We start from the raw sequence: 23,164 nt of genomic DNA on the forward strand, positions 1-23,164 counted from the left end.
ATCCGGCCCTGCTACGGCCCCGGATGTATCCCTTTTCCGGAACCCGAGGGAATAATTCCGGAAAATGGGGAAATGAATCCCGCAGTTCACTCGTTTTTACGTCGGTGGATCAGAGGGCATATTTAGCCACATTATAGCGGCCGAAAAGGAAGGGTCGCGGGTTCCATGAGGTTTTGGAAGGTGATCTGCGGATGGAGGGGGTGCCATGGCTGATTTGGAGAGGTGTAGGGGATCTACGACGGAGAAATAGGGGTTGCCGATGGGAAGAGTGTGGTCGTGATCCTATTCTGGGAGATGTGATCCGGGATCTCTCGCTCTCCGTCGGAGAATTCCTGCCGAACTCACCCCCAACCCGCCCGGGAGACATAGTTCCTCAAAAAAGAGACAGGGTTAGCTCAATTTTAGGTCATTTTTACGTCAGAGACCAGAGACAGAGTCTGGCAGGGTTACAGCGGCCGATCGCCCGGAAAACTGGCTGGTGGACGTGCCGGAAGAGGGAAAAACCTGTTTTGATTTTAAAATATTATCACACCGTGAAATTTTTTATTACCGGAAATTATTTTCAAATAAATTTTATAGGTTCAATACTAATGGAGAATTTGTTATGGCAGGGTTTATTGATTCTGTCCTAGGTTTATTTGGAAAGAAGAGTGAGTCGTCTTCACAACACAAAGACTCAACGAGTACAGAAAAATCTTCAACTAAAATCATTTCCGAAGAAGATTACAGCAATATTCAAATTGTGGATCAAGTCCCCGGTTCTCAAAATATTTCTAAAACCGATGAACCAGATGATCAATATCAGTCGATTACGGTTCATGGACATTCTATCTACGATCCACCTGTTTCGGTTCCAAGTTATGCAACATCAGGTATGACATGGGTTGGAAATGGTCAGTCGATCAGTGTTCAGAGATTTACCATTCACAATCCACTAATGTACTGGTCAAATAACAATTATCCAGATGCTTCATGTATTGCAACATCGTTGAAGGTCGAAAAACCTGAAAATACAAATGTACCTTCATTACCGTATTGGCCACAATATTCCGGACTAACTCCTGCCCAGAGATGGAAATATCTCTCGTGGCTCTCGCAGGGAAGAAATAATGACCTGGATGAAATTGGATATGCGTTTATCTTTTTTTATGGTCTTGAGAGACGGGCAATTATTGAAAAGAAAGACTTTGATATAATTTTAGATGAGGTCAATCGTCTCTTACTGAAGTATCCAACATCGAATTCATTCAACTCATACCTGAATCAATTTAAAGCGTATATAATTGGCTCTCAACTCAAAGGAATGAACGACGAGGATATCAGGAGATATTTTCCCTCTCTCGATAACCTTGATGAGAGATCAACGAAAATTCTTATCTCCTGGTTTTGGTCGAATAATCGGTCACTTCAATGGAAATTATGCTATTCACTTTCAAAAAATTCTCCCGAATTCCAAAAAACCAATATTACAAAAAAATCCCCTGACTTATTGACGCAATTATTCCGAAAGAAATTCCAACAAAATTTCCCTGACGGAATACAATTTATTTCCGAATTTGAACAATTCCCTTTAAATTACCGGCCGGCCAGTCCATCACTTTTACAGTACGGGGGTTACTCCCAAGGCTCGAATTTTATAGAACCGTTATCATTACCTATCCCAAGTCTCAGTTCACCACCATTTCAAACCCTGAAAAAAATCTGGATTGATTGCATTGATGAACTTAAACCCGTTGTAAATAAGTTGAATAAAACAGATGGATCGATAACAAGAGAAGTTTACAGTCTTCTTCCTGATGCGTTAAAAGACGACATTTCCCATCCGGAATTGGAATTATGGCGCAATTTTATCTCATCCAGACCACCCGTTGATGGATCAATTATCCTTCAGGTTTCTGATATCGCTCACCTTATCGGGATTGAGAAAAGGAATGTGCTTACATCAAGTCAGAGTAAAACGGTAACCTCGACGGCAAGTGATTTTGGATGGGCTCTCGTGCCGGATCAAACCATTTCCGGTACATCATATAAGTGGGACGATACGGTTGCACTTATCCCCATCGAAGAGAGAGAGAAATCAGTTTCAGAAAATTTCCAGAGTGCAGCTTTAATTTTTGAAATGGCACATGGGATCGCGGCGTCTGATGAAACGGTAACTGAAACTGAAGAAAAATATCTTCATAATTTTGTTTCTGAACAATTCTCATTGAACCCTTCAGAGATCACATGCCTCAAAGGACTTCAAAAAGTTCTGGAAATTTCGCCGCCAGCCCTCTCAAAAATTGGTAAACGTTTGAGTAAATACCTGAGTCCGGATCAAAAAATTGCTCTCGCTAACTTCCTCGGAGATATTGTTCTTCTTGATAATAAATTCGTAAAGGAAGAACAAAAAGCACTGAAAACGGTTTTCAAAGCACTCGAAATTAATCCGACTGTTTCTGAGGAACTAATCAAAAAACTCCTTATCGGACAGACTCCTGAAAAACCTGTAACCGTACTCAAATCCGAAGGGATACGAAGTGGAGAAATAATTCCGCCACGAGAGATTACGCCGGAATTCACCATAAACCGGGAAAAATTAAAACAAACAATGGAGGATACCCGGGCGGTCCAGAATATTCTTGCTTCCGTTTTTGAGCAGGAACAGGAAGAGATAATCCAGAACATGGAACCGGAAGTCAAAATCCCGGATGCTTCGATACCGATTGATGGCAGGCTCAAGGAGTTAGATCTTCCATTCCCGTCAGAGACCATTCCTATGCTGGATATAAAATATCTCTCGATGTTACACGATATTATGAAATCGAACGAGTTGAGCCAGGACGACTTTACCGGTCTCGCCAGAAAACATAACCTGATGCCGAGAGCCGCATTCGACGACATTAATACATGGGCCGATGAGGAACTGGGCGATTTCCTGCTGGAAGAAAGCGAAAGCCGTATCATAGTCAATTACAAGAAGTGAATTAATTGTCGGTGAGTGAAGCGGATCATGGGAAAACTTAAACAAAGAGAACGGGACGCGATTATCCAGTCCCTGAGTACGGGGGTTGTTCCAAGGATTGGCCTTGAGCATATCCAAGTCGGAAGGAAAAACGAGGTCAACGCAATTTTATCTGACCTGGAAAAAATTCAGAATGATGGGGCGACGATCCGCTTCATCATCGGGCGTTATGGTTCGGGTAAGAGTTTCTTCTTAAACCTCTGTCGGATAGTAGCCCTTGAAAAAAAATTTGTCGTGGCCCAAGCAGATATCAGTCTTGAGAGACGGCTATATTCATCGGATAATCATGCACGTGCACTCTATACGGAATTAGTCCACAATTTTGCAGTAAGGGCAAAACCGGAGGGCGGTGCCCTGTCTGGGCTTATCGAACGATGGATTTCTGATCTTGATCAGCGTCTCAGGAAGGAGGGAAAGAGTACTGATGAAATCCTTCAACAGATCCCTCAAGAATTGAAATGCCTTCAGGAATTTGTCAGCGGGTATGATTTTGCAACCGTTCTCGGTAAGTATTTTGAAGGATACCAGAAAGGTGACGATGCTCTCATGGCTTCAGCAATCCGCTGGCTCTCGGGAGAATATTCTACCAAGACCGAAGCCCGGCAGGATCTCGGCGTCAGGACGATCATTGAAGATGGCAATATCTATGATTACCTGAAATTGTGGGGTCGGTTTGTGAAGATGGCCGGGTATTCCGGGCTCCTTGTCAACCTTGACGAGTTGGCAGTACTGTCTCATCGCCTTAATAATGTCCAGGCTCGCAACTCGAACTATGAAACAATCCTCCATATCATCAATGATTGCAACCAGGGTGGCGTATCTGGAATAGGATTTATTTTCGCCGGGACTGATGAATGCCTCAAGGACCAGCGGAGAGGTCTTGTCAGCTATGGGGCCCTTGCCAGCCGACTCGTCACAAGAGATGATTTCAATGTGGCAGGATTGAAAGATTTCAGCGGACCGGTTATCGAACTAGAGAACCTGTCAAAGGAAGACACCTATGTCCTGCTTTACAACATCAGGAATGTCTTTGCTTATGAGGATCCGGCAAAATATCTTATGCCAGACAAAGGCATCGAAAGTTTTCTCCAGCACTGTCAGAAAACACTGGGGGCAGAATTCTTCCTGACCCCCAGAGATATTGTCAGGAGTTATGTCCGCATGCTTTCAATTCTCGAACAAAATCCCGGGACCTCGTGGGAGGTCTTGTTGAGTAATACTTCAATCGAGAAATCTCAGGACAATTTAGAACCCTGTGAAAACTCGGAAGAAAATATTCCGAAAAAAACAATCGTATCAAAACCGGCTGATGAGCTGGTATCCTTCAAATTATAATTTTTCCGGAACACCTCATGGAAAAAACTGCTTTTTCATACCTGCATCCAACAATTCAGGAAAAACTGTACAAGATGGAATGGTCGGAACTCAGGCCGATTCAGACGGATGCAATCAGGGCATTGTACATAACCGATCATAACCTGATCATTTCAGCAAAAACTGCTTCCGGTAAAACAGAAGCTGCATTCCTTCCGATCCTCTCACTGATTGTCGAGAAGAAAGGAGCCGGAGTTTCAGCAATATATGTCGGTCCCCTGAAAGCTCTTGTCAACGATCAATTCCAGCGTCTTGAAAAGTTATGCGAACTGGCAGAAATTCCAGTCTTCAAATGGCATGGGGATGTTGGAAGCAGCGGGAAGGCGAAATTTTTGAAAAATCCATCCGGAGTTCTCCTCATCACGCCGGAATCAATCGAGTCTTTGTTTATCAATCATCCCAATCAGCTCTCCAAACTTTTTGGTTCGCTCTCGTTCATTGTTATTGATGAGATGCACTCGTTCATCGGTTCCGAGCGGGTAGCACACCTGAAAAGTTTGTTGTCCCGGGTAATCCACAAAAGTCCGAAAGGTCTCCGGCTCATCGGCCTCTCTGCAACCTTTGGTGATCCGGAACTGGTAAAAAAATGGATGCTGCCTCGTAGCCCTGAGTCTATCAGGGTTATTGAAGACAAAAACGAAAAGAAAGATTTTCAGTATCTCGTCCGGGGTTATGTTCTTGAAAATCCATCCAAAGACGAACAAAAGAAAGAGGACCTGACCGCGTCACCGGTGATCGTAGATATTGCCCGGTATTTCTATGGGAAAACCGCTCTGATTTTTGTAAATAGTCGGGAACTCCTTGAATTCTATACGGACAGTACGAGAAAATATCTCGAACGAAAGGGCCTGCCGGATTGTTTTCGGATTCATCATGGCTCACTCTCAAAGAGCGAACGTGAAGATACCGAAGATGCTCTGAAATCGAACCGGCCGACGGCAACATTCTGTTCGAGTACTCTTGAGATGGGAATCGATGTCGGGAATGTTTCCTGCATCGGTCAGATTGGAGCTCCATGGTCGGTAAATTCACTTACCCAACGCCTCGGCAGAAGCGGACGTAAAGAAGGAGAGACATCCATTCTTATCATGTTCATCATTGAGAAAGAATCTAAAGAGGATTCTATTGTTGAACGTTTACATCCAGAACTGCTCCGGGCGGTTGCGATGTCAGAGATGATGATCGAGAAATGGAATGAGCCGCCTCATATTGGATATTTCCATTTTTCAACATTGATCCAACAGGTTCTCAGTGTCATCAAAGAGCACGGTGGATCAACTGCAAAGGATCTCTTTGATACGCTCGTAAAAGACGGAGCGTTCCAGAATGTTCAGCTAGAAGATTTCCTCCGGATTTTACGGAATATGGGAGCCGTTGACCTGATCGAACAGGACGAGAGAGATGTCCTGATTCTTGGTCTTGAAGGTGAAAAAATTGTCAATAATTTTGAATTTTATTCGGCATTCACAACACCGAAAGAGTTCAGTGTCGTGCATAAGGGAGGAAAGATTGGGAGCATCCAGTCTGCCCCGGATCTTGAGACTCGCCAGTTCCTGATTCTTGCGGGGCGTCGCTGGGAAATCCTTGAGATTGATTTCAAGCGATGTGAAATTCTTGTCGAGCCTTCAAAAGGAGGTAAAGTGCCAAAATATTTTGGCGGGGGCGGTGCGGATATTCATCACCGTATCCGGAAGAAGATGCACGAGATCGTGATCTCTGATTACGTTCCCGCATATCTCAATCTTCAGGCGCAGGTCATGCTCAAAGAAGCACAGCATGCAGCCCGAGAAGCCGGGCTTGCGGAGAATCCATTTGTTGTCGATGGGCCTTTCACATACTGGTTTACCTGGATGGGGTCGGCAAAACACCGGACACTCTTCACATTAGGAAAAGAGTTTGCCAAACTGCATGTCGAGGATGAAGAGATCGCATTAAAATTCAAGGGCGTCTCGCCATCCCAGATTCTGGAAAAATACAAAGAGATGCTTGCTTCGTGTCCATCTCCGGAAGAGATTGCTGAAAAGTTTCAGGGCAGGACACGTGAAAAATACGATCAGTTTGTACCGGAGAATCTACAGATTGCGGAGTATGCAAGAAAATATATTGATACTGAGATTTCCCTTCCTTGATTACGATTATATTGTCCACACATTACAGGAATGTAGGTAAATACAATGTATTTCCGAGAATAGTTTCATCAACACAGCAGTCTCCATAACACATATTCCACCCCCGGCAAAATACTAAAAGAGAAAATGCCCCCTCCCAAGACGAACCCTCCGAACAGTGCGGCCTCAGCTGCCGGATCTCCGGCCCCGACATCACGCCGACCGCCGCGAACGTAAACATCTGGACCGGGCAGGGCCGCACCGGCATCCTGCGCTGGTCCGTTACATTCATGGAAGGCTGAACGCATATGCCGGGCACGAGCCTGAACGCCGGGGATCCCGGGGGAGCGGCCGTCTCGTTTGAGATGCGGCTCACATGACCTGCGACAGGTATGAAACCTGTAACGACCCGTCACGGCTCGTGTGCATAAGTTCGGATCTCCACCACGATACCGGGGGGAATCCGGCCGGAGGCAGTGCGCTTCCTCCACCAGGAGATCAGGGTATTCCGGAGTACTACCCGGATCTCTGCGTACAGGGCTCCGTTTGCCAATCCGGCGATTCGATATTTTACCTGCACGGGAAATGATGTCCACGCACCTGGAAAAGTCGGTGGAAATGCATTATTTTTTAAAAATGAGGTTATTATGGCCGAATTGAACCTGCAAAATAGCGGGCGTCCAGCGCCCCCTTTTTTCAGACAGGCTTCGGGACGTGAAAAAATAACCTCTGGCCGGAGGCCGCTATGACCGTTTTAGAGGGGGTGCCGGATTTCACGCCGGAGAAGGGGACACGCATCCTGCCAGCGGGCCCGGCCAGGGTTGCCGGTGCCGGCCTTTGCTCCAGGAAACATTGTGGGGCAGGGGATTTTTTCTGGAGGACGATGGGGAATTTTTGCAAGCGTTTTTTTACCAAATAATGGAAAGAGAAAAATCATTGTGACAAAAAAGAAAATTTTCCCGGGAATTTTTCCGGCAATCTCCGAAAAATGTATTCATTTTTTATCTGTCGTTTCAGCAACAGAAACCGGAACAAAATTCTCGATGAACACCTGCCGGCCCCCGATGGTCGCTGCCGTCACGGTCTTCAGCACCGGGACCGCTGCCCCGGCACGGTTGAGTAAAAAACGCTCGGAATGATCGATGGTCATGCCCAGATCGCTGATCGGGCACGCCCCTTTTTCGGCAGGACAGACGAACCTGTGGCAGGAATGCCCGATCATCTCTTTCTCGGTGTACCCGGTGAGCCGCTCCGCTGCCGGGTTCACCGAAATGATCTCGTGCGAAACCGCATCAACAACCATGATACCGGCCTGGACATGCTCCCAGATCGTGCGGAACTTTTTTTCAGAGCGTTCAATCTCGCTCTGCTGGACGGAGATCTGCAGGGAGAGAACCGTCGTCACCGCTGCGATAATAATAAAGACCGCGACCCGGGCGAATGCCGCAACGGTATTGTAGGGATTGTACCCGGTAATGGCAACCACCAGTCCAAAATAGATGATGCCCAGCACTGCAGAAAAAACAACGCCTTTTTTCTGGTACCAGTAGGCTGCAAGGATAATGGGAACATAATAGATGTGCGTGAACACGGTCTGGATACCGTTCTGGAGACAATAGGCAGTGAGGAGAATCACTCCGGCCGAAAACACAAGGAGTAACACCGGCCTCCAGTACTGCCGGAACGTACTCTCAACAGGGATCTCATCCATGATAATCACTCTTTTGGGGAACGGTAAAAACCTCCCGTATCCCGCTCAACGGGCCGGGGTGTGCCGGAGATTTCCGGATCTGCGTTCCTGTTCTGGTTCGTTCTGCTCTGTACATAGGATCCTCCCTGACCGTCACCCGAATGTGGCGGCAATGGTGTGCGGGGCTGCCACGTTCGTGAGTGCATAGGTGACGGTGACATTAACGGTTGACCCGCTATACACTGTCGTTCCGTCTACGACAATGGTGGAGACTGCCTTCTTCTTTATCGGAACAAATGAAAACGTCTGGCTTTGGCCTGACGCAACAGATACTGTGCCGGGATTGGCGAGCGGGGTTGGCGGCGAGATGGAAATATATCCCAGCCCGGGGGGGCTCCATGAGACGCGGACGGAGTACCCTGGAGCGGGAGTCGTTGTCACAGCAGTAGCAGTTGGCGTTGCTGTTGCAGTCGCTGTTGCAGTCGCGGTTGCAGTCGCGGTTGCGGTTGAAGTTGCTGTTGCGGTTGTCGTTGTCGTAGTTGTTGTGGCAGGTGTTGTCGTTGTAGTCGTCGTGGTTGCAGATGAAGTAACGGGAATTCCTGCCGGCAACAGGTCCCATTTCGTGATCAGCAGACCGGACATGAGATCGACAAGGGTCACCCGCAGGCCGGTTGTGGGCAACGGGACACCGGTCACGCCAGAGAGATCGGAGACGAGGCGGTAATCGGTACCGGTGTAATAGACGTAGACCGTATTACCGGGCCGGAATAGAGGGAGCCCGGCATCAGGAACGGCGGGGAAGGATCCCGCTGGCGTGATGATCGAGACCTCCGCTGCGCCGGGCATACCGGCATTGCCCGTGAAGTTCAGGGTATCACCGGCACGGTGGAAGATGGCAACCGCAGAATAGCCGGGCATTTCTTTTAAGGAGAACTCCGTTGCAAGATAGGAACCCGCGGGAATCTGAGGTATGACGCCAAACACCATCACGAGAATGACCGCACCAAGGATCACGACAAGACCGAGTATCAGGATCTCGGCAGCAACCTCACTGACAGCATCCCCGTTGTTATGCATGGCGGTCTCATGTCACTCTTTCTTCATAATGATAAAACAGTTTCTATGAAAATACAGGAATGGTGGATAAAAATGTGGCATACCCCCCTGTCGGTAACTCGTGAAATACGTTACCCGTGAGAAAGATGAACATCCATCAGGTAATTGGAAACATGATGGGATCGTACATCTATAGCATGATCCGGATTCCCGGACAGGAGACGACACATGTTACTTGTTGATGCCAGGTGTACTATTTTACCGGAACGTGAACAGGATTTTATCAGGGAAGTCAAAAAGATCATCCCTTCCGTCCGCAGGGAGGCCGGATGCACGCGTTATGAACTGGTCTCTGATGCTTACGTTCCCGGGGTATTCCATTTCATTGAAGAGTGGGAAAGCCAGGAACATCTCGATGAACATCTCCAGCAACCCCACATGCAGGAGTACTTCAGAAAAACTGCAACCTGTCATTCATCCCCGACCGTATTGAAGATCTACGAGGTTATCTCATCGCGATCGATGGCGATGAATCGCTGACCAAGCTGATAGTGTAATACTGGAAAGTACGTGCCGGGTGGGGGGAATTAGTCCCCGCCGCGTGGGCATCCCCGGGTTGTGATTCCTCTGAATGACCGGATGGTTTACACGATATTGATCGCATTTACCGGAGGTGTAACGATACGCTCCGCCACCTTCGCGAGGATCTTATCCCGTGTACCCGGCCTTTGCCGCAAGAGCCGGCACACATGCCATGAGCCAGAACATGACTACTGCCATTGAAAGGAACGCGGCAAGCTGCGGGATCATAGCCGTGATGCCGATCGTTTTCCATACCAAGGGAATACCTGCATTGACCACGAGGACCGAGAGGATACCGGCAACAACAACGGCTGCCCGCTGTTTCAGGTCCTGCGGGGGGTTCCATCCGCCACGGGAGCGGAGGAACTCGTAGCCGAAGAGACTCCCGAAGATAATGCCGGATGCACCCCAGGCAAACTGTATCCGGACCGGATTTATTGCTTCTCCTGACTGCTGGAGGGCAAGATTTGCCCATGCGGAGGGCAGCTGCCAGCCGGCAAGCGAGAGATACGCCGGGATAACAAGCAGGATCGGAATTGCCGCAACTGCGATGAACAGGAGAAGGCGTACCGGCCGGGATAACCGGGCCGCGAACTCTTCTGCCCTGGGCATCAGAAGCAGGAAGACTGCGAGCAGGAGGAGCCCGATGACCCAGCCCCCGAGAATATCAAGGGCGAAATGGATGCCGGAGATGATCCGTACCATGCTTGTGGCAAGGAGCAGGATGATGCAGACCAGCACCACCCACCAGCGCCTTATGATCGCTGCGATATATCCGTACATGACCGCCCCGGACATAGCGGCGCCGGACGGGAAACCAAAAGAGGAATGCCCGGAATATGCGGTGACTGCCTCCGAGACCCAGTACGGCCGGGGCATGTGGCTGAAAAGCTTGACTGCCTCGTTGAGACCGACATTCAACCCGAACACCGTGGCAAGCCGGACCCCGAACCGGGGATGCAGCCCGAAGGTGATCAGGGAGATAATGAGGAAGTACCACGGCATGGAGTCAAGGAATTCACCCTGGGTGAACAATGCCGTGACGGGAACGGAGAAGGTCTGGACCGCCACGTTGATTCCGGGGTCCATCAGCAGATCGAAGACCATGAAGAGTAATACGGAAGATTCCCAGAAGAAGATTGTTCTTTCGCTGGAGATTGCTATTGCCGGTCCGGATCCACAGGTTCCGATGGTACAGAAGTACCAGCGGGATCCCGGTATAGTCGTACGCAACGGCATGAGTCCGTAGTCCAAACGACCGGTGCGATCGCGGGGTGCGTCCATGAAAATGGAAAATTCTGCCCGTTTTTTTTCCATGATCCCGCCCTTTATATCGCGGGGGAATAAACCACGTGATAAGTCCCGGAACTCCCGGACAGGAAATGACCCGATATGATACACCAAATTCCCGGACAACCGCTCCTCAATGGATTTGAGGCTCTGTCCAACAGGGAGAGACAATGGTTCCTGGATCGATTGCAGCCGCTCCTGCGGGGATGCATGCGTCCATCATCCCGGTATTGTGAAGGATAATAAAAATCCTCATTCAATCTTCCATTTTTCTTATTATTCTGAATAGTACCCGACCTGATTCGCAGAGTATCGTCCCGCAGGTTGTACGGAGCAGGGAAACGACCCGGGCGCGGTCAGGAGAGAGACGGTCGCGACACCAACAACAGGATTTTTCCCGTCTCCGCCACACTATCATTATGAATAATCCCCGGGCCTGGCAGCGGCTGACCGTCAAAGCCAAGATCCTCCTGGTTTTTTTATCGATATCGATGGCAGCGCTTGGTATTGTCGGCTTTGCGGCGTTCTCAACCATGAGCGATATGGGTACCTATGCCCTCACCAGCAGCGGCCAGCTGGGCACCCGGGCCGTATCCGACAGCACCACGGCACTGGAAGCGAATGCCGAGTCATCGCTGTTACGCCTCGCAATGGACCAGGCCGATATCAGCAACGTGATCTTCGAGCAGGTCAATTCCGAGATGGAGACCCTTGCCGGCTATGCAAGTACCGTGCACCAGCGTCCCGGTTCACCTGCAACGCGTGTCCTGTATTCCCAGAGCGAACGCCCCCCGGACCCGAAAAATACATCCAACTATTTCCTTGCACCCGGCGTCACCAGGGAATCGGTTGCGGATGAATTATCCGCGCTTTCAGAGACCGATGATCTGCTCTTGCCCCTGGTGGCATCGGATACCCGTCTCACCCAGGCATATATCGGGACGGGATCCGGCATCCTTTGGAACCACCCGTGGGATAATGGCATCCCGGCGTCATATGATCCCCGGCTCCGCGACTGGTTCATCAGCGCCCGCGAACACGGTCACCTGGTCTGGTCGGATCCCTATGTTGATGCCGGCGGGAAAGGGCTTATGGTCACCTGTTCCCGGGTGGCGGGGATGGATGACGGGAAGGCATGGGTCGTTGGTGCGGACGTGACGCTGGACACGATCAATACCCAGATCATCAATACGCAGGTTTCCGACCGGGGATACGCCCTGTTGATCGACAGCCGGGGAAATGTCATCTCCCGTCCGGGCATTGCAGCCACGGATCGTAAATGGGACGAGTCGTTCACCACGGAAAACCTGCTCACCAGCAACAATGAAGCGCTCAGTGCGGTTGCCCGGGATATGGTGGCAGGAAAGAGCGGCACGGCACGGGTTCCCCTTGGCGGCGAGGAGAAATACATTGCATACGCCCCGTTAAAAAGCGTGAACTGGAGCCTTGCCATCGTGATGCCGGTCGATGATATCATCGCCCCGGCAAAAGAGACCCGTGCACGAATCGTGAATGCAACCGGGGAGACCGGGACGCACCTGGACCAGCAGATGAATGCGGCAAGGAACCTGTTCTTCGTGCTCTTCGTGATCCTGTTCATCATCGTAACGATACTCTCCATCCTGTTTGCCCAGATCATCACCCGCCCGGTCGAGGAACTCCGGCGAGGGGCGGAGGCGATAGGTGCCGGCGATCTCGACCACCGGGTCCAGATTGAAACCGGCGACGAGTTTGAAGATCTCGCACACTCGTTCAACACGATGGCAGTCAATCTCAAGAACAATATGGATGAACTCCAGCGCACAACCGCAGAAAAAGAGCGGTTCGCAAAAGAGCTGGAGATCGCAAAAGGGATCCAACAGAGTTTCCTCCCGGATTGTGCGCCGGAGATTGCCGGGATCGAACTCGTTGCAAAGAATGTTCCCGCCCTGGAAGTTGGCGGCGATTTCTATGATTTCATCCCGGTTGCAAAGGATCGGTGGGGACTGGTGATTGCCGATGTGTCTGGGAAGGGCGTTCCTGCAGCATTGTTCATGGCGCTCTCCCGCACGCTGATCCGGGCAAGCACTCTCGTCAATGCGGATCCGGCATTGTCAATCGCACATGCCAACAGGATGATCTATGAGGATTCGAAGTCAAGCATGTTCGTCACCCTCTTCTACGCGGTTCTCGATGCACGGGCAATGACCCTGGACTATGTCAATGCCGGCCACAACCCTCCCCTGCTCCTGAAGGACGGGGCTTTGGCAGTCCGCCTTCTCAAGGCCAAGGGAATTGCACTCGGGGTTATTGATGAGGTGGATCTCCAGTCGGTCAAGGTAGACCTGAAGCCGGGCGATGTGCTGGTGCTCTATACCGATGGCGTTACGGAAGCGATCAACAATAATGATGAGGAGTTCGGGGAAGAGCGGCTGTTCCAGGTCATCTCAGCGAACCGCAACCGGCCGGCACAGGAGATCATGGACCAGATCCTTGCTGCGATCACTGCCCATGCCGGGGATCACCTGCAATATGATGATATCACGATCATGGTCCTTCGGGCAGTATGACCCGGGGCCGGACTGATCGGCCATTCACGAATATCCTTTTTTCACTCCACGTATGAAAGAGAGCAGATGTGTTTAGAGACGTGAGACGATGATTTTGTAAATTTCCCAGGCCGGACCGATCGCTTTCCTGCGGCGTGCACCGGGATAGTTCCGGAACGGATCCCGCAGACGATGAGCGGTAAGAAGCCGGCACGTGTTCCCGGATTTCCCGCAACGAAGATTGTTGGCCCGGACAATCCAGATGATTTTTTGGATGTCCCGGTCAAAACAGCGGGTTCGTACTGCTGCAAAAGTATAGCAATGCGTACCGCAGGAACCATTGAACGTCAGACAATGATCGAAAAAGGTTTTGTCCGGGTAATCTTCGGATATCTTGCGGATGGTTATTCCCTGATGTTGACCGTCCCGGGTTCCATGTACCGGCCGGCACCGAGCACCCAGGTCCCGTCAACATCGGTTACGTAACCGATCTTCAGCTGGGTCGTGTTGGTTGATGGATTCTGGGTATAGTACTCGACCATCCCCGTCCCATTACGGGCGCTGTTGAGGATCGCCTGGAAATGGTATGACCCCATGGCATCGGTTGCATTGAACATATTCACCCCGACAAGATCGGTGCGGTACGGCCATGCGAGCACAGTACCGTTGTAATCGTCGGCAAAGATGTAGAGCCCGTCTTTGACAAACGAGCCGTTGGGGTTATTGAACTCGGCCAGCGCCCTCTTTTTCCCGTTGGCCATTGCATAGGCTTTTGCATCCGCAACAAACTGCCGGAGTTCCGTATCGACAAGTTTGTTCTCGGTCGTATAGATGCCGGCCCCGATCCAGTAGGTGTCATCGACCGGGCGCACGTAACTGATCTTGTATCTCACCGTATAATTCCGGGACGGGTCCGGGTACTGGAACAGGAGATACCCGCCACCGTCTCTTGCTAGCTGGATCTCGGTCCGGGTATAATACCTGCCGGAAACGTCTTTGAGATTGAAGAAACTGGTACCGGTAAGTTGCGGCTGGTAGGGGAGCGCAAGTGCATTGCCGGAATAATCCAGGGCGTAGATGTAGAGATCGCCACGGGTGAACGGGCCGGATTTGTTACTGAACGCGGCAAGGGCTGCATCCTTCCCGTTCTTCTGTGCATATGCTGCGGCAGAGTCCACGAAGTCCTTGATCTCCTGCGTGGTCGATGGAGCCCCGGATGAAGCCGCAACCGACGGGTCGAGGGGACCATAATAGACGCCGGAGCCCAGCCACCAGTCATCATTCACTTTTGCCACGTACCCGAGTTTCTTCTCGATTGCATTGTTGTGTGCCGGGTTGATGTAATAGAACCAGAGAAACCCGGAGCCGTTATTCACGGCATCAATAAATCGCCCGGCATAGAGGTTGCCAAGCGCATCCCGTTCGTTTATCCTGCTCACGCCAATCTTTTCCGGGCTGACCGGGTGGGCGAGGGTTGTGCTGTTGAAATCATAGGCATAGATATAGAGTTCGCCCCGGACAAACGAGCCGTTCCTGTTGGAAAATTCAGCAAGCGCTGTTTCCTTGTCATGGGTCTGTGCGTACAAAACGGCTTCGTTGACAAACGCGACCAGCGTCTCATTGGTTGTTACATTGACTGCAGCTGCCGTCACCGTTGCTGTCGGCACGGTTGCGGGAACGGACATGGGCTGGGTGCAGCCGGCAGCAATGAGCAGCAGAACGAGAATGACAGAGAAGGATATGAGGGGCAGGCCCGGTTTCATGAATACCCGTGGGGTATGAATTCCTATAAACATGCCAGTTCCGGGTATGCGTGCCGGAACAGGCAACGATTCCGGGACTCACCCGCGGATATATCTATACCTTCCACCATATACCCGAACTACGATACCATGGTTTCGGGCCTGCACCGGAGACGTGTACCGGGTATTTCTGCGGATTGCGTAAAAGCAGAGCAGCGGTCGCAGCTGGTCTCACGCACCCTGATGTTCTCCATGCTGGTGACGGTTCTCATCGGGGTTGGGGAACTTATCTTCTGGATCTTCAGCCGCAACAACCTGTTCCTGATCGAAGGATTCGGTAACCTTGCCTGGCTGGTTCCCGACACGATCATGCTCCTTGCCATCCGGGTCGGCTCAAAGAAAGCGGACCTGAAGATGAACTTCGGTTACCGCCGGATCGAGACGCTGTTCCTGCTCTTCTTCTCCCTGGCAATCTCCCTGTTCGTCATCCAGATCATCTACAAGGCAACGACAAACCCACCGGAACTGCTGCCCGCGGAATACGGCCTGATGACCGTTCTTTTGTCCGCTGCGATCATCGTCATCCTCGCACTTCTCGCCCAGTATGTCTGGGACGCGGGGAAGAAAAACGGGAGCCGGCTCCTGATGCTGGACTCGATGATCCTCCGGCTGGATATTGCCAGTGCCGCCATCCTCCTGCTGAGCGGCATCTTCCTGGTTATGGCACCCACGGTTATCGTCATACAGACCGTGCTCATGATCATTGTCGGCCTGGCGCTCCTGGTGTACTGCGTGAACGAGGCCGTGCAGGCAGCAAAAGAACTGATCGATGCGAGCCCGTCCATCCAGGTGATGAAGTTCATCGGGAAGATCGCAGAAGAGACACCGGAAGTCCGCTTTGTCTCAGAGCGGCGGATCCGGTCCTACGGGGGTGCAATCGCGGTTGGTCTCACCATCGAGACCGACCCGGATATAACGGTCAGGGACGCCCACCGGATCACGTCCATTCTTGAAGAGCGGATCAAGGAGAACGTGGAGAACGTCATCGATGTCCGGATCCGGGTGAATCCTGCCGGAACGTACGAAGCGGAGAAGATAGCGGGCGGGGATCGGGACCGGTAAAAGAGGAAATGGGCTGTCAGGTTTCCCGTTTACGGGGTACTGCCATCTTCCCTTGTGACCACGACACGCCATTCTGCCCCATCGATCCCTGCGGTATCCCAGACTGCCAGCTTGGTAACGTTCCGGTTCCATTCCCGGTTCCAGAACGTATATCTCCCGGTACCGGACGGCTCCTGCACGACCCGGTTTGCAAATTCCTGCAGGGCGGGATCCGCATAGACAGGATCGGTGAGAATATTTTTCCCGATCTCTTCCGGCGTTGTGTCGTAAATCTCGGTGCCATCCTTCTGGATGACCCAGACATCATACGATGTCCCGTTGGTCACCGGTCTGACCCGTTGCGCAAGGAAGACTTCCGGCGCGTACGTGATATCAACGTAGCCGAGGTACTCTCCCGATGTGGAGAATACCGGGTAGGTCTGGAGCATCGCGGTGAACCCTTCCACCAGGGGGAAGACCCCGCTGACTGTCGGCGCCCGGTCCGCGTTCGCTTTCTGTACGTGTGACTGTCCGCTCAGGTTCGAGCCGACAAAACCGGCATTATCGTCCGGTACGGCAGCCAGGACGATCCCCCCCGGAGAGAGGGTGAATGAGGTGAGTGTCCACGGGTAGTGCCGGAGGTTTTCGGACATGGCCGCCCCGGCAGCAGGGCCGGAGAGGCCGGTTGCGGAGAGATTATGGGAAGTATTCCGGAGCCCTTCTTTGATATCACCAAGACCATTGTTGATGGACATTGAGATCTCTTCTGCCACCGCGTTCATTTCAGCGGTTTCCGGTTTTGTTGCAGGAGCCGTGCATCCCGCGAGTAAAACCGATGCTGCAAGAATTCCAAGAATCGCCAGACCGGGAATTACCTTCATTGATCTTAAATTGCCGGTAAAACCCAATGAATATTTCCAGACAGGATAGTGCAACCGACCGGTATTGGTTACATCGTGAGCGGGAGTGCCGGAACTTCCCGCACAAGAAGATCGAAGTCAGCCGATCGGCTGCGATGGTTGGTAATCGCGACTTGCAGGTACTTTTTCTTCCTGAGGCTGACCGTTGAGGGGATCGCGATCGCCAGCGCCCGGAGTCCGGTCCCGGTCTACGTGTCCAGGCCGGTGATCCGGGTGTCATCCGGTTCCGTCACATAACTTTTGCCACGATGAGCTGAATCTCCGGCAATACCTGGATCTTAAACGCCTGAAGGGTCCGTTCATTCTTCAGTGATCCCAGCGAGTCGCTGAAATCTGTTAATTTTTCCGAAAGTCCCCTTTCTTTAAAAATATCCGGATACAGCAGGTTCGTCAGTTTTTTTGCATCTATCGATAGCAGGAATGCATCGACCGCATCTTCATCAACATATCCGGCGCCGATTTCAAACGGCTTGTGGTTGTCAAACCGGGTTGCAGACAGTTCCAGGGATTTTTTAATTATTTCCGGCGTGATGAGGGGCGGTGTGGTTATTCCACATCCATTCAGGAACCGGAAATACCGGGAGTACCAATCGCGTTCTTCTTTTGATCGCGACATGCGTATCGTATCAACGCCTTTTCCAAGATTGAATGCAGAACTGCTGCCAGAATGGGGCAACAAATCCGGATTCACTCCCGTATCGGCAATGCCGATCCGGGGACGCCGGATCGGTGCGCCGAAGGCACTGTCCTTGTCGGTTACGAATATGTCATTGACCAGTAACCGGAGATAACTCTGTAAGTACAGGACAAGCCGGCTTACCCGGGGTGCCGCAAAACTGGTCTCCGGCGGATATTTTATGGGAGTGTCAATATCCAGCGGAGATCCATCGGTAACGACCGTGGGACAGAGACCTCCGGGAGTCCCCCGGCTTGATGAGGCCAGCAATTTTTTCTGCTTGTCTGTGGCTCCCACAGAGATCACGGGGGGACTGGTTGCCAGGGGTTGCAGGGTTCCCTCTCCGGATACGCCATAATTGCCTGCAGCAACGATAACGGGAATATTTTTTGCATGGAATGCAAGACAGGTCATCAGTAACGGGTCATCCCCGGGAAGGGAATACGCAGGGCCGAGACTGAGATTGATAGCATCCGGGTCATAACCAGACAGGAAGTCGAGCCCCTTTAACAACCGGATGTACGATACCGAGTTATCGGTTGATCTTTTTTCTGTGCCATTACAACCGGCAGGTACTACAGCCTGATGAGGCAGAATAAAATAGGGAAGATGTTTACAGACTTCAGCTTCCGGAGGTAAGTCCCCGACGTTCATCCCGGGAGACAATGAATAGACATCAAATGTTTTCTCTTCTTCAATCATTCATTCACCACTCTGACTCCTTTTTTCCCATACACGTCCTGGATTATCATACGGTATTCTTCTGCATCACTTCCCGATGGTCAGGGTAATGGTATGCGTATCTTCCAGTTTACCCTTGGGACCGATGAACAGGGATATGCCACCCTCTTTGGTGATCTGGAACTGAAGCGTGATCTGGGCTTTCTCGAGATTATACGCAGGTGGCGTGGAAGAGGCTTCTTTGATCGTATTCTGGATGATGGTAATTGCTTCAGCTAACTCAGAAGCAATGTCCGGGAGGCTGAACAGTGCAATTCCTTTCTGGGGAGTGAGTGACAGCGAAATTGTCTGCACATCCTGTCTTGAATAACTCCCGGAAAGACTGAGGTTGATGGGTTTATATTCGAGTTTTCCATCTATGCCTTTCTGGATGATGGTTTTCAGTTCAAGATCGATCTTACTCACGGACAATCCGGTTGGTGTAATGGATTGCTGGATTGCACTTTTTACCGCCCTGACTATCGAGATCATTTCTTCCGACATGGAAACCGAACTCATAGCATTCACCTGTATCAGAATATACCCCATCACGTATATAAAATAATTTCTTTAATGGAAAGTATACTTTGAGGGTTGCCATGGTACGTATCGGGGGACTGGCGGACTAACCGGCGCCAGAGACGGGTGTCCCAAAGGTTGTATGAGGCAGCTCCCGGGTCGGCGATCTTCCGGTCGGGCTCGAGCCGCGGATCATGGTTTTCCTTCCTGAGAGGGTGTGATCCCGGATATCCTATCCGATAATCCCTCTCCTGCGTAATTCAAAATAACATCTCGCACAAGCGTCCACATCGGCCCCGGCATTATGGCTGCCGGTAAATTCCTCCTGGAACAACTGGAGGTGCAACTCGGTCAGGGTCGGCCACTTGTATCCATTCCCGGAGGACTTGGGAATCCTGCACCACGAGACAATCTCCCGGGGTTTCATGGTGCAGAATTTTTGTTTTTCCGCGAGCGTTGTTTCCAGCCGGCACCGCAGGAATTCCGTAGTGATTATCGGCAGATCGAAATCGACATTATGGGCAACAACCATTGTCGCCTTCGCGACATCCGCATTGAACTGCGGGAGCACCTTGTGGAGCGACACGCCTTCAGCTTTCGCCCGCTCGGTCGTGATCCCGTGAATCCTGGCAGCGTCCATGGGGATGGTGAAGTCCGTCGGGTAAATGATGAAACTGTTCTGACTTTCGCGGTTGCCCTCGTGATCGTATAACGACCAGGCCAGCTGGACGATCCGGGGCCACTTCCCCATATCGTTTGCTGCGGAGTATTTCGGGAGACCGGTGGTTTCGGTATCGATGAAGAGAAGCATCAGGTTTATTCCGGGGGGATAATATTTGGGATTGCCGAAAGGTACTGTCCGGGAACTATATTTTGGTCCGGGATTTCTCCTATCATTTCATACCCCGTGTTGAACGGGGATCGCGGGAGGCATCGCTGCCAACGCGGAGTCGTGATCCCGCCGGGGATTTGCTCTCCCCAACCCATCCCCCGGTCAGAAAAAACACTCCCGCCCATCAGCGAGGTCAGACGTGCCGGGGAGAATCCATCACGAACACGGGGCGGGGATCGGACCGTACATCCCATAACCCCCAGAAAATCCACAAGCATATTATCCTCGTGATACGATCCTACCCTTATGAAAAACAGTGCAAGTATTGTAGAAGATACAGAAGAGAACCGGCAGATATGCCGGAAGTACTGCGGAATATGCCCGACCTGCAAGCATAACTCCCTTGAAAAATATCAGCCGGATGTACTCTTCTGCGCACGTGGAGCATCATCGGCCCCGTCGCAGAAAGAGATGAACTGCTATTGTCCGGCCTGCGAAATCTATACAAAGCACAGCCTCGTCATCGGACATTTCTGCTTCAAACGAGAGTGATTTTTTTCCTGTTGCCTGCACGTGCAACAACGAGTGAATGCCGGCAATCGTGAGAACGCTCACCGGGGGAAGAACCGTTCCGCGATCCCGGTTTCTGACCGGACTCTTCATCCGGACAATGGTTCGCCAGGAGCGCCCCTGGGCAGGCAGGAACACCCGGACGATGGATGGAAACATCCCGGCAATAAAAAAGGGCAGGGGTTTATTCTTTTGTAACCGTAATTTTCCTGTAATCGGAGAGCCGGATGAACGGGTGGATCGTGCAGGTGTCGCATTCCCCCCGGGGGAGTCGGGAAGACCATCCGGGTTATCGGATCGTGGAGTGCCGGCTTCCCTATAAATTTTTTGACGTGTCTGATGCCAAAACCGGCTGAATGAATATTACGGGGATGGATGGCCGGAATGACTCATTTCAGGCAAAAAAGGGTTATGATTGTTTTTTAGAATTCATTTTTCTTGTGATATATCCGGCGATACGGTTCCGGACCCGCTTGCTCCCGATCACTGCTGATTTTCCCAGCTGGATCTTATTCTCTTCGAAATCCTTCGAAAAATACTCTTTCTGCTTAACCAGAAGTGCGGTACCGAGATTTTTAATATATGACGGTTTGATTCCCATGGATAATTTCTCCGGATGCTGTTCTCTCAATGGGGTGTGAGGGGATAATGATATGCATGGTTCGCAGCAATGGCCGGAGGATTCCCCCTCCCCATTGCATTGTTCGCCATGCATCCCGCCGGGATATCCCGGGGGTGTTTTACTCAGCCCGACACCGGCCCGGTTGCGGGATCAGTTTTTGGACTGCGTGATCATCATGTCATCGATACGGATGAGCATGACGGCGGTCTCCGATGCACTCTGGATGGACTGGCGCTTGGACCGGAGGGGTTCAATGACGCCTTCTGCGAGCATATCAACGACCTTACCCTCGTAGACGTTCAGGCCGAAATTTTTCCTGCCCGAGGAGTGGACATTCTTGAGTTCGACCAGCTTGTCGATCGGGTCAAAACCGGAGTTCTCCGCAAGGGCGCGGGGAATGGACTCGTATGCTGCAGCATAGGCCTCAATGGCAATCTGCACGCGGCCGCCGACGGTCTGGGCGTACTCGCGGATCTTCATCAGAAGTTCGGTTTCGACTGCGCCGCCGCCAACAACATAGGTACCGTCTTCCATGGCATCCATGACAACACGGGTGCCATCGACAACCGCCCGCTCAAGCTCGTCGAGCAGGTAGTCGCTTGTCCCGCGGAGCAGGATGGTCGTGGTCTTCGGGTTCCTGCACCCGGATATCCGGGTCACTTTGCCTTCGGTATCCTCTTCAACAAGATCGGCAGTCCCGAGATCCTTTGCCGTGAGCCGATCGGGTTTGTCGACGATAGTTGCATTGAGCGCCCGGCCCGCATACTTCATATCTTTCTCGGGCACGTCTTCGATTGCAAGGACACCGGCTTTGGCAAGATAGAACTGGGCACTATCCGCTATGCCCTTCTGGCAGAGAAGAACGTTTGCGCCGCTGCCAATGATCGCGTCAGCGAGTTTCTTTAATGCCTCGCGCTCCTGCGTATCAAAAGCAGTGATCTGATCGGCACTGGAGATCTTGATCTTCGATTTGACCTGGGTCTTGGTGATCTCCAGGGGAGTCGCGATGAGGGCGACTTTTGCCTTGACAATCTTTTTGGGCATTCCGTCATGGACCCGGGTCTTGTCGATGACCACGCCGCGGATCAGTTCGGCGTCGTCCATGGAGGGGCCTTTCTGCTTCTTGATCATCACATCTTCTTCGTCAACGAGCGTTTTGCCGTCAACGGTCTCGGCTACGGTCATGACTGCGTCGACAATGATGCTGTCAAGCTTGCCTTTCACCTGCTCGATGGATTTGCCGGTGATGGCGGTGTTGGCGATCTTGAGCAGGCTCTTCCGGTCCGTCGGATCGACCTTGAGCGAAAGACTGTTCACGATCGCAAGCGCCTTCTCCATACCCATGCGGTACCCCTCCGCGATGACGGTCGGGTGGATGCCCTGTTCGAGCATTGATTCGGCCTGTTCCATGAGAGCGCCAACGAGAATGACTGCTGTCGTGGTACCGTCGCCGACCTCTTCATCCTGGGCGCGTGCAACCTCGATCACCATCTTCGCGCCGGGGTGCTTCACCGCGATCTCCCCAAGGATCGTTGCACCATCGTTGGTGATGACGATGTCACCGGTAGACCCTACGAGCATCTTGTCCATGCCCCGGGGGCCAAGCGTTGACCTGACCGCACCGGCAATAGCCTTTGCAGCCATAATATTCGAGCGCTGGACTTCCTTCCCGCGAGTCCGGGTTGTTCCCTGCCTGAGAATGATAAGTGGCTGTCCGCCAAGCTGTTGTGACATGTACTACCTCACTGGTTGTATATTCGTTCCTGATATTCCGGCATAGCCGTTCGTACTCCCGGTATGTTACACCCGGTGTCGTGCACGCGTGACCGG

The 23,164-nt window shown here is 51.6% G+C and carries 18 protein-coding genes; 8 read left to right on the forward strand and 10 right to left on the reverse strand.

Annotated features, from left to right (window positions below; genetic code table 11):
- Positions 1–478 precede the first annotated feature (478 nt).
- From LUQ43_RS05240 to LUQ43_RS05250, 3 genes are all read left to right on the forward strand, one after another.
- The gene (locus LUQ43_RS05240) at positions 479–2,965 is read left to right on the forward strand and encodes a TerB N-terminal domain-containing protein (protein WP_299964727.1); all 2,487 of its coding nucleotides are present in this window, start codon (positions 479–481) and stop codon (positions 2,963–2,965) included.
- A 27-nt stretch (positions 2,966–2,992) separates the two neighbouring features.
- Entirely contained in the window at positions 2,993–4,339 is a 1,347-nt protein-coding gene (locus LUQ43_RS05245; protein ID WP_299964729.1) for an ATP-binding protein, read from the forward strand.
- Between the two features lie 74 nt (positions 4,340–4,413).
- Positions 4,414–6,507 carry a DEAD/DEAH box helicase gene (locus LUQ43_RS05250; protein WP_299964731.1) on the forward strand — a complete coding sequence of 698 codons (2,094 nt, stop codon included), beginning with the start codon at positions 4,414–4,416 and terminating at the stop codon, positions 6,505–6,507.
- Between the two features lie 973 nt (positions 6,508–7,480).
- Here the strand turns inward: LUQ43_RS05250 and LUQ43_RS05255 are convergent.
- Entirely contained in the window at positions 7,481–8,197 is a 717-nt protein-coding gene (locus LUQ43_RS05255; RefSeq protein ID WP_299964733.1) for a PAS domain S-box protein, read from the reverse strand.
- Between the two features lie 132 nt (positions 8,198–8,329).
- Complete coding sequence (locus tag LUQ43_RS05260; protein ID WP_299964735.1) at positions 8,330–9,253, reverse strand: type IV pilin N-terminal domain-containing protein; 924 nt, start codon at positions 9,251–9,253, stop codon at positions 8,330–8,332.
- A gap of 207 nt (positions 9,254–9,460) precedes the next feature.
- On the opposite strand from LUQ43_RS05260, the gene LUQ43_RS05265 reads away from it, so the two are divergent.
- A complete protein-coding gene (locus LUQ43_RS05265) occupies positions 9,461–9,772 on the forward strand; it encodes a putative quinol monooxygenase (RefSeq protein ID WP_299964737.1) in 312 nt (103 codons plus the stop codon).
- 168 nt (positions 9,773–9,940) lie between these two features.
- Here the strand turns inward: LUQ43_RS05265 and LUQ43_RS05270 are convergent, their stop codons facing one another.
- The gene (locus LUQ43_RS05270; protein ID WP_299964738.1) at positions 9,941–10,921 is read right to left on the reverse strand and encodes a phosphatase PAP2 family protein; all 981 of its coding nucleotides are present in this window, start codon (positions 10,919–10,921) and stop codon (positions 9,941–9,943) included.
- Here LUQ43_RS05270 and LUQ43_RS05275 point away from each other — a divergent pair.
- Entirely contained in the window at positions 10,920–11,063 is a 144-nt protein-coding gene (locus tag LUQ43_RS05275) for a hypothetical protein (protein ID WP_299964741.1), read from the forward strand. The genes LUQ43_RS05270 and LUQ43_RS05275 overlap by 2 nt on opposite strands.
- A 460-nt stretch (positions 11,064–11,523) precedes the next feature.
- Positions 11,524–13,653, forward strand: coding sequence for a SpoIIE family protein phosphatase (locus LUQ43_RS05280; RefSeq protein ID WP_299964744.1), 2,130 nt, complete (start codon positions 11,524–11,526; stop codon positions 13,651–13,653).
- 383 nt (positions 13,654–14,036) lie between these two features.
- Here LUQ43_RS05280 and LUQ43_RS05285 read toward each other — a convergent pair whose 3' ends face one another.
- On the reverse strand, positions 14,037–15,395 hold the full coding sequence (locus LUQ43_RS05285) for a cache domain-containing protein (RefSeq protein ID WP_299964746.1): 1,359 nt from the start codon (positions 15,393–15,395) through the stop codon (positions 14,037–14,039).
- 129 nt (positions 15,396–15,524) lie between these two features.
- Between LUQ43_RS05285 and LUQ43_RS05290 the strand changes: the two genes are divergently transcribed.
- Positions 15,525–16,496: a cation diffusion facilitator family transporter gene (locus tag LUQ43_RS05290; RefSeq protein ID WP_299964748.1), complete on the forward strand. Its 972-nt coding sequence runs from the start codon at positions 15,525–15,527 to the stop codon at positions 16,494–16,496.
- Between the two features lie 29 nt (positions 16,497–16,525).
- Here LUQ43_RS05290 and LUQ43_RS05295 read toward each other — a convergent pair whose 3' ends face one another.
- From LUQ43_RS05295 to LUQ43_RS05310, 4 genes are all read right to left on the reverse strand, one after another.
- On the reverse strand, positions 16,526–17,356 hold the full coding sequence (locus LUQ43_RS05295; RefSeq protein WP_299964751.1) for a cache domain-containing protein: 831 nt from the start codon (positions 17,354–17,356) through the stop codon (positions 16,526–16,528).
- Between the two features lie 268 nt (positions 17,357–17,624).
- Positions 17,625–18,773, reverse strand: a complete 1,149-nt coding sequence (locus LUQ43_RS05300; RefSeq protein ID WP_299964753.1) for a S8/S53 family peptidase — start codon at positions 18,771–18,773, stop codon at positions 17,625–17,627.
- Between the two features lie 66 nt (positions 18,774–18,839).
- A complete protein-coding gene (locus LUQ43_RS05305) occupies positions 18,840–19,310 on the reverse strand; it encodes a trypco2 family protein (RefSeq protein WP_299964755.1) in 471 nt (156 codons plus the stop codon).
- A 232-nt stretch (positions 19,311–19,542) separates the two neighbouring features.
- Positions 19,543–20,121, reverse strand: coding sequence for a 3'-5' exonuclease (locus LUQ43_RS05310; RefSeq protein ID WP_299964757.1), 579 nt, complete (start codon positions 20,119–20,121; stop codon positions 19,543–19,545).
- A 327-nt stretch (positions 20,122–20,448) separates the two neighbouring features.
- On the opposite strand from LUQ43_RS05310, the gene LUQ43_RS05315 reads away from it, so the two are divergent.
- Complete coding sequence (locus LUQ43_RS05315; RefSeq protein WP_299964759.1) at positions 20,449–20,694, forward strand: DUF2769 domain-containing protein; 246 nt, start codon at positions 20,449–20,451, stop codon at positions 20,692–20,694.
- A 427-nt stretch (positions 20,695–21,121) separates the two neighbouring features.
- Here the strand turns inward: LUQ43_RS05315 and LUQ43_RS05320 are convergent, their stop codons facing one another.
- Together LUQ43_RS05320 and thsA are read right to left on the reverse strand one after the other, a co-directional pair.
- Positions 21,122–21,313, reverse strand: a complete 192-nt coding sequence (locus tag LUQ43_RS05320) for a 30S ribosomal protein S17e (protein WP_299964761.1) — start codon at positions 21,311–21,313, stop codon at positions 21,122–21,124.
- 171 nt (positions 21,314–21,484) lie between these two features.
- Complete coding sequence (gene thsA / locus LUQ43_RS05325; protein ID WP_299964763.1) at positions 21,485–23,068, reverse strand: thermosome subunit alpha; 1,584 nt, start codon at positions 23,066–23,068, stop codon at positions 21,485–21,487.
- Positions 23,069–23,164: the final 96 nt, after the last annotated feature.

It is taken from the genome of Methanoregula sp., assembly GCF_028679125.1.
In the GTDB taxonomy this organism is placed as follows: Archaea; Halobacteriota; Methanomicrobia; order Methanomicrobiales; family Methanospirillaceae; genus Methanoregula.